The organism is Xanthomonas sp. SHU 199, assembly GCF_000364665.1.
GTDB classification, from domain to species: Bacteria; Pseudomonadota; Gammaproteobacteria; order Xanthomonadales; family Xanthomonadaceae; genus Xanthomonas_A; species Xanthomonas_A sontii.
The window spans coordinates 1-10,675 of sequence record NZ_AQOI01000588.1 but is presented as its reverse complement, the minus strand read 5'-3'; the positions used below and the strand labels follow the sequence as shown (position 1 = coordinate 10,675).

The 10,675-nt window shown below is 67.6% G+C and carries 10 protein-coding genes; 6 read left to right on the top strand and 4 right to left on the bottom strand.

Annotated features, from left to right (window positions below; all coding sequences use genetic code 11):
• The first annotated feature begins 133 nt into the window (after nucleotides 1–133).
• The 4 genes from D183_RS0117355 to D183_RS0117340 all read left to right on the top strand — a co-directional run bounded on the left by D183_RS0117355 (nucleotide 134) and on the right by D183_RS0117340 (nucleotide 3,568).
• The gene (locus tag D183_RS0117355) at nucleotides 134–1,000 is read left to right on the top strand and encodes an SDR family oxidoreductase (RefSeq protein WP_017910119.1); all 867 of its coding nucleotides are present in this window, start codon (nucleotides 134–136) and stop codon (nucleotides 998–1,000) included.
• A gap of 454 nt (nucleotides 1,001–1,454) precedes the next feature.
• Nucleotides 1,455–1,967, top strand: coding sequence for a ferritin-like domain-containing protein (locus tag D183_RS0117350; protein WP_017910118.1), 513 nt, complete (start codon nucleotides 1,455–1,457; stop codon nucleotides 1,965–1,967).
• A gap of 70 nt (nucleotides 1,968–2,037) precedes the next feature.
• Nucleotides 2,038–2,544: a YciE/YciF ferroxidase family protein gene (locus D183_RS0117345; RefSeq protein ID WP_017910117.1), complete on the top strand. Its 507-nt coding sequence runs from the start codon at nucleotides 2,038–2,040 to the stop codon at nucleotides 2,542–2,544.
• A gap of 121 nt (nucleotides 2,545–2,665) precedes the next feature.
• Nucleotides 2,666–3,568, top strand: a complete 903-nt coding sequence (locus D183_RS0117340) for a manganese catalase family protein (protein WP_017910116.1) — start codon at nucleotides 2,666–2,668, stop codon at nucleotides 3,566–3,568.
• 111 nt (nucleotides 3,569–3,679) lie between these two features.
• On the opposite strand, the gene D183_RS0117335 is transcribed toward D183_RS0117340, so the two are convergent.
• The 4 genes from D183_RS0117335 to D183_RS25115 form a co-directional block, all read right to left on the bottom strand.
• Nucleotides 3,680–4,321 carry a DUF6766 family protein gene (locus D183_RS0117335; protein ID WP_017910115.1) on the bottom strand — a complete coding sequence of 214 codons (642 nt, stop codon included), beginning with the start codon at nucleotides 4,319–4,321 and terminating at the stop codon, nucleotides 3,680–3,682.
• A gap of 175 nt (nucleotides 4,322–4,496) precedes the next feature.
• Entirely contained in the window at nucleotides 4,497–6,761 is a 2,265-nt protein-coding gene (locus D183_RS25120) for a methyl-accepting chemotaxis protein (RefSeq protein ID WP_232757303.1), read from the bottom strand.
• Nucleotides 6,762–6,894: 133 nt separating this feature from the next.
• Entirely contained in the window at nucleotides 6,895–7,698 is an 804-nt protein-coding gene (locus tag D183_RS0117325) for a YiiX/YebB-like N1pC/P60 family cysteine hydrolase (protein ID WP_017910113.1), read from the bottom strand.
• Nucleotides 7,699–7,803: 105 nt separating this feature from the next.
• On the bottom strand, nucleotides 7,804–8,274 hold the full coding sequence (locus tag D183_RS25115; protein WP_039728364.1) for a hypothetical protein: 471 nt from the start codon (nucleotides 8,272–8,274) through the stop codon (nucleotides 7,804–7,806).
• A 404-nt stretch (nucleotides 8,275–8,678) separates the two neighbouring features.
• On the opposite strand from D183_RS25115, the gene D183_RS0117315 reads away from it, so the two are divergent.
• Together D183_RS0117315 and D183_RS25110 are read left to right on the top strand one after the other, a co-directional pair.
• Nucleotides 8,679–9,533, top strand: a complete 855-nt coding sequence (locus D183_RS0117315) for an IclR family transcriptional regulator (protein ID WP_017910111.1) — start codon at nucleotides 8,679–8,681, stop codon at nucleotides 9,531–9,533.
• 104 nt (nucleotides 9,534–9,637) lie between these two features.
• On the top strand, nucleotides 9,638–10,675 hold a 1,038-nt coding region (locus tag D183_RS25110; RefSeq protein ID WP_232757302.1), incomplete at its 3' end, for an MFS transporter.

The following is a 10,675-nucleotide window of genomic DNA, read 5'->3' as shown; positions in this document are numbered from 1 at the left end:
GCCCCCCGCCACACAGTGCCGGCCGGCACGCGCATGAGCCGGCGTCGTGACATGCCGCGCACACGGCCTTGGCCCCGGCTTTACCGACGCCTGCCCACCCTCGTTGGACCCCCCCCCCCAACGAGGTACACACATGGCCGTTCCCAATTACCCGTCGCCGCCCTTCAAGGCCCAGCAGCAATCCTTCCCCGGCAAGACCCAGGCCATGGATCCGAAACCGGACCACGGTGAAGACAGCTATGTCGGCCACGGCCTGCTGCAGGGCAAGCGCACGCTGATCACCGGCGGCGACAGCGGCATCGGCGCGGCGGTGGCGATCGCCTATGCGCGCGAAGGCGCCGACGTTGCCATCGCCTATCTGCCCGACGAGCAGGACGACGCCGAGCGCATCGGCAAGCTGGTGGAGGATGCCGGCGTGCGCGTGCTGCTGCATCCCTGCGACATCAGCGACCGCGCGCAGGCCGAGACGTTGATCAAGACCGTGACCGACGCCTTCGGCGGCCTCGACGTACTGGTCAACAACGCGGCCTACCAGCGCTATTTCCACAGCTTCGACGAGATCACCCTCGACGAATGGGAGAAAACCTTCGCCACCAACGTGCATGCGCCGTTCCACCTGGTGCGGCTGGCGCTGCCGCACATGCCCGAGGGCGGCTCGATCATCAACACCGCCTCGGTGAACTCGAAGAAGCCCACGCCCAACATCCTGCCGTACTCGGCGACCAAGGGCGCGCTGGCCAACCTGACCATCGGCCTGGCCGGCCTGCTCGCCGAGAAGAAGATCCGCGTCAACGCGGTGCTGCCGGGCCCGATCTGGACTCCGTTCATTCCCACCGGCATGGATGAGGAATCGGTGCGCACCTTCGGCGAGCAGACGCCGTTCGGCCGTCCTGGCCAGCCGGCGGAACTGGCCTCGGCCTATGTGCTGTTGGCTGCGGACACCTCGAGCTATACGTCGGGCACGTTGCTGACCATCTCGGGTGGCGCGGTGACGCTGTAAGGCCGGGAATCGTAAGTGGGGAATCGGGAATGGCAAAAGCGCTGCGGGCTGGCGGCGCTGTAGGTGCGGCTCTGGCCGCGAGAGGCTTTCCCCTGATGTTGTCGCTGTGATCCTCACGCAAGCACACGCATCGCGCCTGCTGCTGTCTCTGTAGCAGGCCACAGATCCAGCGCACCCCCCTCTTCAGGAGCGGCTCCAGCCGCGACAGGCATTCCCATGAAGGCCTGTCGCGGCTGAAGCCGCTCCTCCGAGCGCGAGCGCAAAAGACATGCAGCACCCGCGCATCACGCGTATCGCCACCGTGTACATCTCCTCACACGGCATCTCGCACGGCATTCACTCTACGCTGCAACTGCTCTAACGGCGGCAAGTCTAGGTTGATCGCACAGGGGAAAAACACACGGACGCGCGATGCGACGCAGGTGCGTCGCGCACACCATCTGGAGCGATATCCATGACCCGAAGCAACACCGAACGCTTGTTGAAATGGCTGCAGGACGCCTACGCCATGGAGCAGGAGGCCAACACCATGCTCACTGCCACCGCCGGCCGCCTGGAGCACTACCCGCAGCTGAAGGCGCGCATCGAGCAGCACGTCAACGAAACCCGCGATCAATCCGAACAGGTCAAGCGCTGCATCGAGATCCTGGACGGCTCGATCCCGACGATCAAGGGCACCGTCGCCAGCGTGATGGCCTCGGTGCACGCCGCCGGCAATTCGATGATGAGCGACGAGGTGGCCAAGAGCCTGGGCGTGAGCTACGCCTTCGAGCATATGGAGATCGCCAGCTACCGTTCCCTGGTGATCGCCGCCAAGGAAGCCGGGCAGACCGAGATCGCCGACATCTGCGCCGCCATCCTCGACCAGGAAATCGCCATGGCCGAGTGGCTCATCGAGCACCAGGAAGCCACGATCCTGGCGTTCCTGAAGCGCGAGCGCACCGAAGGCGAAACCGCCAAGCACTGAGCGCCGTCGTGCACCGCACGACGTGCGCACATTCCCGCAGCACCCAACCATCACCGACCGGAGACTCCCCATGGCCGTCAAGACCATCGACGAATTGTTCATCCACGAGCTGTCGGACATCTACAGCGCCGAGAAGCAGCTGACCAAGGCACTGCCGCGGCTGGCGCGTGCCTCCACCAACCCGGCGCTGCGCGCGGCGTTCGAAGCGCACTTGGAAGAAACCCAGGGCCAGATCGAACGCATCGACCAGGTCGTCGAAAAGGGCAACCTGCGCCTGAAGCGGATCAAGTGCGCTGCCATGGAAGGCCTGGTGGAAGAAGGCAAGGAAGTGATCGACTCGATCGAGGCTGGCCCGGTGCGCGATGCCGCGTTGATCGGCGGCGCGCAGAAGGTCGAGCATTACGAGATCGCCTCCTACGGCACACTTGCCGCCATGGCCAAGCAGTTGGGCATGGACGATGCGTTGAGCCTGCTGTTGGAAACGCTCAATGAAGAGAAGTCCACCGACGAGAAGCTGACCCTGCTGGCCGAGCAGGGGGGCAACGAAGAAGCGGCACGCAAGCGCAAGGCGGCCTGACCGCCCCGGCTGCGGCCCGCCGGCGCGGGTCGCAGCATCCAAGACGCCTATCCCCCACGCGCGGCCGTCGGTCGCGCCATTGCGTCGTCACGCCGTTCGGGCGGCACTCCAGGAGAACCCCATGTTCATGCACAACAAGCGGCTGATGTACACGGTCCGCGTGGCACAACCCGATCCGGCGCTGGCCTCGCTGATGCTGGAACAGTTCGGCGGCCCGCAAGGCGAGCTCGCCGCGGCGATGCGCTACTTCACCCAGGCCATCGGCGAGGTCGATCCCGGCCGCAAGGATCTGCTGTACGACATCGCCACCGAGGAGCTCAGCCACCTGGAAATCATCGGCTCGATCATCGCCATGCTCAATCAGGGGCCGAAGGCGGTGCTGTCCGAAGGCATGGCCGAAGCCGAGGACATGCGCAACCTCACCCGCAACAACAACACCAGCCAGACCCAGCAGATTCTCTACGGCGGCGGCCCGGCGCTGGTCAATTCCAGTGGCGTGCCGTGGAGCGCGGCCTACGTGGACAGTATCGGCGAGCCGACGGCCGACCTGCGCTCCAACATCGCCGCCGAAGCGCGCGCCAAGATCGTCTACGAGCGCCTGATCAACGTCACCGACGATCCGGGCATCGTCGATGCGCTGACCTTCCTGATGACCCGCGAGGTAGCGCACCAGAAATCCTTCGAGAAGGCGCTGTACGCGATCGAGCCGAACTTCCCGCCAGGCAAGCTGCCGGGCGATCCGGCCTTCACCGACCGCTACTACGACATGTCGCAAGGCGACGGCGACATGCAGGGGCCCTGGAACAGCGGCAGCCAATGGGAGTCCATTGCCGACCGCAATCGCCAGGTGGCGGTGGATGGCGGCAGCGGGATGCCCAGCGTGGGCCTGAGCGAACTGGAACAGAGCGCAGTGCAGGCGCTGGCGGCGCGTACGCTGTCGCAGCCGGACAGCGACCCGACCACCGGTGCCGATCTGGGTGCCGGCCCGGGTGCCGGTTCGACCAAGGGCAGCGTGGCGCGCTAGCGCTTCACTGCAGGTTCCACCGCAACGACGCCGACGCCGCGATGCACAAGCATCGCGGCGTTCGCATGTCTGGGCCATTGCCCGTGGTCGACACCGCCCGCGGCGCCGCGATCAATCGCCGGTCTGCCGATGCGGCGCGTGCACCGGCTTGGATTGCGGGGAATCCTTCTGCCGCAGCCAGATGCTCAACACCACCAGCGCGAACACCGCCAGGAACTCGCTCTGCCAGTTCTGCATCGATTCGAACCAGAACTGCGCGCCGCTGGCGTGTTCCCAGAAGGACGGCGGCGGCCGATGCTGCATGGCCTGCTCGGCCACCTCGTGGCGCCAACTGCCCAGTGCATGCAGGACGAAGCTGAGCAGGAACAGCGCACCGAAGGCCAGTGCCAGCGAGCGCTCGTACAGCGCCAGCCAGATGCCGCCGGCGCGCACCGGCCAAGGCGCCGGGCCCGGCGCGACGGCGTCGTCCTCCTGCCCTGGCGACAGCGGCCGCGACTCGGCCGAGCCCCACTGGCGCAGCTTCACCGTCAGCACCACGTACATGCCCATCTGCAGGAACTCGCTCTCCCAGTTCTCGAACAGCGCGCCGATGAAGTGCCCGCTGTGCAGGTACTGCCACATCGGCAGCGCCGCCAGCCCCTGCTGGCGCAGTTCCTCGTTGTAGGCCTGATGGCCGCTCAACGCCTGAGCGGCCATGAACAGCAGGCTCAGCGCCAGCAACACGATCGACAGGCTGTTGCGTTTCCAGAACATCGACTCGGCTCCTCCTCCACCGCCGCACTGCCGGCGCGCCGTCGCTGCGACCATAGGCAGCCACAGGCAAAAAGTGGATGAAGAAGCTGGGGCAATACGCCTCGGATGCCAGGCGATGCCATCACCTGCAGGAGCGGCCACGGCGTGGCGGCAGATGCCACCACGCCGCACTGGCTCAGAACTCTTCCCACTCCGCGCTGTCCGCCGGCACGCCCTGGATCGGGCGTGGCTTGGCCGCCACTTGCCGCACCGGGACCGTCGGCTTGGGCTTGGTGGCGACGGCGACAGCCCGCACTGCCGACCTGGCCGGCTGCGGCCTGGCCGCGGGGGCCGGTGCCACGCTGATGGCGGCACCCCCGGCGAGGCGGAACACCGCCACCGCGCGCGCCAGTTCCGCCGCTTGGTCTTCCATGCTCTTGGCCGCCGCGCTGGCTTCTTCCACCAATGCCGCGTTCTGCTGGGTGCCCTCGTCCAGCTGCATCACCGTCTTGCTGACCTGGTCGATGCCCGCGCTCTGCTCGGCGCTGGCCGCGGAGATCTCGGCCATGATGTCGGTGACCCGCTTCACCGAGGCGACCACCTCGGTCATGGTGGTGCCGGCGCGGTTGACCAGGGTCGAGCCCTGCTCCACTTCCTGCACCGAGTCGGAGATCAGGGTCTTGATCTCCTTGGCCGCCGCCGCCGAACGCTGCGCCAGCGAGCGCACTTCCGAGGCCACCACCGCGAAGCCGCGGCCCTGTTCGCCGGCGCGCGCCGCTTCCACTGCCGCATTGAGCGCGAGGATGTTGGTCTGGAAGGCGATGCCGTCGATCACGCCGATGATATCGGCGATGCGCGCGGACGCGGCGCTGATCGAGGCCATGGTCGCCACCACTTCCTCCACCGCGTGGCCGCCGTGCTCGGCCACCTCACCGGTACTCAGCACCAGCTGGTTGGCCTGGCGCGCGCTGTCGGCGTTCTGCTTCACGGTGGACGTCAGCTCCTCCATCGAGGCGGCGGTTTCTTCCAGGCTGGCCGCCTGCTGCTCGGTGCGCACCGACAGGTCGCTGTTGCCGCTGGCGATCTCGCTGGCGGCGGTGTTGATCGAGCCGACCGCGCGCTGGATGCCCTGCACGATGCCGGTCAGTTGCTCGGCGGTGCGGTTGGCGGCGTCGGCGAGCTTGCCGAATGCGCCTTCATAGCGCACGTCCACGCGCTGCGACAGGTCGCCATCGGCGATCGCCCCCATGATCCGGCCGACGTCGGCCAGGCCGCTGTCGGCCTGGCGCATCAGCCGGTTGAGCGCTTCCACCATTTCCTTGAACGCGAACGCGTAGCGCGCCTCGTCGCCACGTGCAGTGAAGTCGCCGCGGGCGGCAGCGTCGGCCAGCCGCGCGATGTCGCCGTTGACCGCCGACAGGTTGGCCTTGACCACGTCCAGCGCCTCGTGCAGCGCGGCGCGCTGTCCCGGCAGCCGACGCATGTCGCGGCGCAGGTCGCCGCGACCGTACTCGTCCATGATCGCCATCGCCTCGACGATCGCGTCCAGGTGCTCGAACAGCGCCGTGTTCATGCCGTGCGCGAGCGTGCCGTAGTCGCCGGGGAAGTCCTCCGGCATGCGGTGGCTGATGTCCTCGCCCTGCTGCAGCCGCACCAGGGTCTGCATCTCGCCGTTGAAGCGCTGCAGCTGGGTCTGCATCTGCTGCATGCTGGTCATCAACTGCCCGGTCTCGTCGCGCGACTCGACCTTGATCGGATTGTCGAAGCGGCCCGAGGCGATCGCTTCGGCGGTCCGCGTGGCGCCGCGCAGCGGCGCGACGATGGCGCCGGCGATCAGCCAGCACAGGCCCACCACCAGCGCCACCAGGCCACCACCGATCACGGTGAGGATCCTGGTGAAGCCCATCGCCTGGGCCTGGATGTCCTCGGCATACACGCCCATCGCCAGCACCCAGTTCCACTGCGGGTACAGCGCGGCGTAGCTGATCTTCGGCAGCTGCACCGACTTGCCGGGCTTGGGCGCGGTGTAGTAGCTGAAACCGTCGCCGCTGCGCACCGCCGTCTGGATGTCGCGGTACACGTACTCGCCGGCATCGCTCCTGTAGCCGCTCATGTCGGTGCCGACCGCGCGCTTGGGATGCATGACGATGCGCATCTGCGGGTCGACGATGAAGAAGTAGTCCACGCCGCCGTTGGTCTTCATATCGGCCAGCGCGCCCTTGGCCGCTGCCTGCGCCTGCGCCTGCGTCATCTCGCCGCGCTTGGCCAGATCGGCGTAGTGCTGCATCACGCTCAGGCCCGTGTCGACCTGGGTCTTGACGCTTTGCTTGCGCGCATCGATCAGGTTGAGATATTGCAGGCGCGCCGCGGCAACGGCGAGCAGGATCACGCCGAGCGCGATCAGCGTGCACAGCACGATGAACTTGCGCGCCATGGGCAGATTGGCGATATGGCGGCGCAGAAATTGGATGGGATTCATGGCGTAGAAAGCAGAGAACGGAATTTTGTATCGGCCAGCGCGCGCTCGAACTTGAACTGCGAAGTGCTTCGCCAGAGCAACGCGCACCACAGTTTCACGCTGCAGCCGGCTTCCGTCAGGCCAGTGCGGCATCCATCGGCGCGCTCGCGGACGGCACGCCGGCGGCGTGCGGCTCCCACACCAGGCGATGGAAATCGAAGCCCTGCTGCAAGCGCGGCTTGACCACGTTGAAGTACGGCGAGACGTCGAAATCGCGCGGCAGCGTCAGGCTGTGATGGCGCGGATGCAGGATCTCCGCGTCTTCTCCGGCATCGCTTCCCGTCGGCGGCGCCTGGTCGATTTCCGGCAGGATGGGATAGCGGATCGCGCCGAACGCCTGCGCCAGCAACGTCGAGCAGATCGCCCGGGTCGGCTCGCCGCTGCCCAGCTCCAGGAAGCGCCGCTTCACCGACGACGGCAGCGGCGGCGTGCGGATCAGGTAGCGCGCCAAATCGAAGATGTTCTTCAGGTCGTAGCTGTTGCCGACCCGCGAGACCATGTACTCCACCACGGTCTCGATCTCCTGCACGCTCAACCCGACCGGACGGCAGATGCGCGTGTGCAGGCCGGCGAACTCGCTCAATCCCACCAGGCGCACGCCGACGTTGATGTCGACATCGCAGAACAGCGGCGCCTCCTCGCCGGGAAGCGCGGCCACGTGGTCGCCGATGTACAGCGCCGCGTGCGACCAGGTGGACTGGCTCAGGTACTTGATGGCGGTGGAGAAGCGGCTGTTGCCCTCGACCAGCAACACGTCGCCCTTGCGCAGCGTGGCACGCAACAGCTGCGGCGGGCTGGTCGGCAGTTGCGAGCCATGGCGGCGCGGCTTGGACAGGAACTTGGCCAGGTGGCGGCCCAGCAAACGTGGCAAGGACAGCATGCGCGTTCCCCCGAGGGACGGCCGCTTCGGCGAAACGGCTCCGCTATCCGCAATGGCGGCCATGCGCTGGATTTCTTGAATGGCGTGCCGGCGCCAGCGACCGGCTCACGGTTGCCGCAGGATCGACAGCTCCACGAACTGCGCGCTGCTGGAACGCAGGTAGACCGCATAGCGGCCACGGCCCGGCACTTGCACCAGAAAGCGGTCTCCCGGCACCGGCTGGAGCTTGTCGACCGCGGCCGCACCCAGCGGCGCGATCCGCAGCCGCACCTTGGCATCGTCCTGCGCTGGCGTGAGATTGGCGATGGTCAGCGCGCCATCGAAGAGGGTGCGGCTCTCGCCCGGCAACAGACTCAGCATCAGCGACATCGCCGCGGCCTTGGCGTCGCAGGCACCGGCCTGCGCCTCGGCCAGCTGCCGCTGCAGCGGCTTGACCTCCACGTACTGCACGAAGCCGTAGGTCGCGCCGATCACCACCAGCACTGCCGAGACCTCGGCGGCGGTGCGCTTGAACGAGAGTGCTTGCCACCATGTCTGCGCCGGCGGGGGCGGCGTCTGTCGGGTCGTTCGAGCCATGCATCACGGTATCGATGCCGCCATGCCGCTGTCTGCCAGCACGGCTGACATCGCCGCGCACGGCCGCGTTCGTCTACCTGGCGATACAGACGCGACGCCACCCGCCTCGCGATAGGCGCCGCCCCAAGCACGGACATCGCGCGCCGGCGCGGCATGGCCTTGAGCCTACGCAACTCCCAGCAGGCGATGACGCGTCTTTCGGAGGTTTCGAAACCACGGATCGTCGACGCGCAGGGCGAACCGCCCACGCATGTTGCGCCGCAACTTGACGCATCGAGCGCCCGGGCGGAGTCTTGGCATGAAATTTCGAAATTATTTTCGCAATCCGAAATTCACTTGTCAAGCGACAGGATCGGGCGGGTCGAGCAAGCTGGCGATTCCCCCGGGTCCTCCAGGAACTGCAGATGATCAAGACGACTTCCCAGCGCGCGGCCAGTGCCGCGCCCGACGACGGCGACGAGGCCGGGGACAAGAAGCTGCGCAGCACCGTGCAGTCGCTGGCCAAGGGCTTCCGCGTGCTCGAGGCGTTCTCGTCCGAGCACGAGGAACTGTCGCTGAGCCAGATCGCGGCCCTGGCCCGGCTCGATCCCGGCACCACCTTCCGCATGCTCAACACCCTGGTCGAGCTGGGCTACGTGCACCGCGTGCCGGAGAGCCGCCGCTTCCGCCTGACCCTGAAGGTGCTCGACCTCGGCTTCCACGCCATCGCCCGCCGCGATCTGCGCAGCGTGGTGCGGCCGCTGCTGCGCACGCTGGTCAGCGACGTCAACGAGGCGGCCAGCTTCGCGGTGCTGCAAGGCCCCGACGTGCTCTACATCGAGCGCGTGCGCGCCGGCATCACCCGCCTGGGCGTGGACATCCGCATCGGCACCACCGTGCCCAGCACCCGTACCGCGATCGGCCTGGCGATGCTGGCGCACCTGGCGCCGGCGGAAGTGACGCGGGTGACCGGGGTCGACGTGCAGGGTGCGCAGACGCCGGAGATCGCCACGATCCGGCGCACCTTCGACAGCATCCGCCGCGACCGCTACGTGATCCTGGAGTCGATGCTGACCGAGGGCTTGCGCGTGCTGGCGGTCCCGGTGCTGGATGCGGACGACTATCCGCTCGGCGCGATCAGTGTCGCCGCGCCGTCGGTGCGCACCAGCCACGCCGAACTGCTGGAGACCGCCCTGCAGCCGACGTTGCTGGCCGCCAAGGACATCGCCTTCGCGATCCAGGCCAGCGGGAGTGTTGCCGTGACCGCCCCCAGCACCTGATCCGCCCGGGCCACCGCCCGGCCCTCTCTGTCGGTCTCGCTGCGTGGACGCTTCGGCGCCCGCGTCGGGGTCCCCTTGTCCTGCGAAAGGCAGCCACGATGCTCATGCCCACCACAGCCCCTGCCCCCACCGCCAACGCCACCGCCCGCACCCCCTCCATCGCCGAGGCGCAGGCGGAGATCGGCGCACGCCTCGAACGCCTGCCGATCACCCGCAAGGTGTGGTGGGCGCGCAACATCGTCGGCGCCGCCACGTTCTTCGACGGCTACACGGTGATCGCCATCGCCTACGCGATGCCAGTGCTGACCAAGGAATGGCAGCTGTCGCCGGCGCAGATCGGCACGATCCTGTCGGCCGGCTACCTGGGCCAACTGCTGGGCTCGGTGTTCTTCGGCTGGCTGGCCGAGCGCATCGGCCGCCTGCACGTGCTGCTGTTCACCATCCTGCTGTTCGTGTCGATGGACGTGGCCTGCCTGTTCGCCGGCAGCGCCGCGGCGATGATCGCGTTCCGCTTCGTCCAGGGCATCGGCACCGGCGGCGAGGTGCCGGTGGCCAGCGCCTACATCAACGAACTGATCGGCTCGAAGAAGCGCGGCCGCTTCTTCCTGCTGTATGAGGTGATGTTCCTGCTCGGCCTGGTCGCCGCCGGCGGCATCGGCTACTTCCTGGTGCCGGCCTACGGCTGGAAGGCGATGTTCATGGTCGGGCTGATCCCGGCGGCGATCATGATTCCGCTGCGCTTCTTCATGTTCGAATCGCCGCGCTGGCTGGCCTCCAAGGGCCGCTACGCCCAGGCCGACACCATCGTCGCCGAACTGGAGCGCAGCGCCGAGCGCCGCCATGGCCCGTTGCCGGCGCCGGTGTTCGACCGCAGCGCGCTGCCCAAGGCGCAGCGCTCGGACTGGCGCGAGCTGTTCGGCAGCGTCTATCGCAAGCGCACCCTGGTGATCTGGAGCCTGTGGTTCTGCTCCTACCTGGTGGCCAACGGCATCATCACCTGGCTGCCGACGCTGTACCGCACGCACTTCGGGCTGTCGCTGCAGCAGAGCATCGCCTATGGCTTCTTCACCTCGCTGGCCGGTGTCGCCGCCGCGGTGGTGTGCGCGCTGTCGATCGACAAGGTCGGGCGCAAGCGCTGGTAC

Excerpts from the sequence above, each read along its gene's own strand:
- D183_RS0117355 (WP_017910119.1), top strand. The coding sequence starts at position 134 with ATGGCCGTTCCCAATTACCCGTCGCCGCCCTTCAAGGCCCAGCAGCAA.
- D183_RS0117350 (WP_017910118.1), top strand. The coding sequence starts at position 1,455 with ATGACCCGAAGCAACACCGAACGCTTGTTGAAATGGCTGCAGGACGCC.
- D183_RS0117345 (WP_017910117.1), top strand. The coding sequence starts at position 2,038 with ATGGCCGTCAAGACCATCGACGAATTGTTCATCCACGAGCTGTCGGAC.
- D183_RS0117340 (WP_017910116.1), top strand. The coding sequence starts at position 2,666 with ATGTTCATGCACAACAAGCGGCTGATGTACACGGTCCGCGTGGCACAA.
- D183_RS0117335 (WP_017910115.1), bottom strand. The coding sequence starts at position 4,321 with ATGTTCTGGAAACGCAACAGCCTGTCGATCGTGTTGCTGGCGCTGAGC.
- D183_RS0117325 (WP_017910113.1), bottom strand. The coding sequence starts at position 7,698 with ATGCTGTCCTTGCCACGTTTGCTGGGCCGCCACCTGGCCAAGTTCCTG.
- D183_RS25115 (WP_039728364.1), bottom strand. The coding sequence starts at position 8,274 with ATGGCTCGAACGACCCGACAGACGCCGCCCCCGCCGGCGCAGACATGG.
- D183_RS0117315 (WP_017910111.1), top strand. The coding sequence starts at position 8,679 with ATGATCAAGACGACTTCCCAGCGCGCGGCCAGTGCCGCGCCCGACGAC.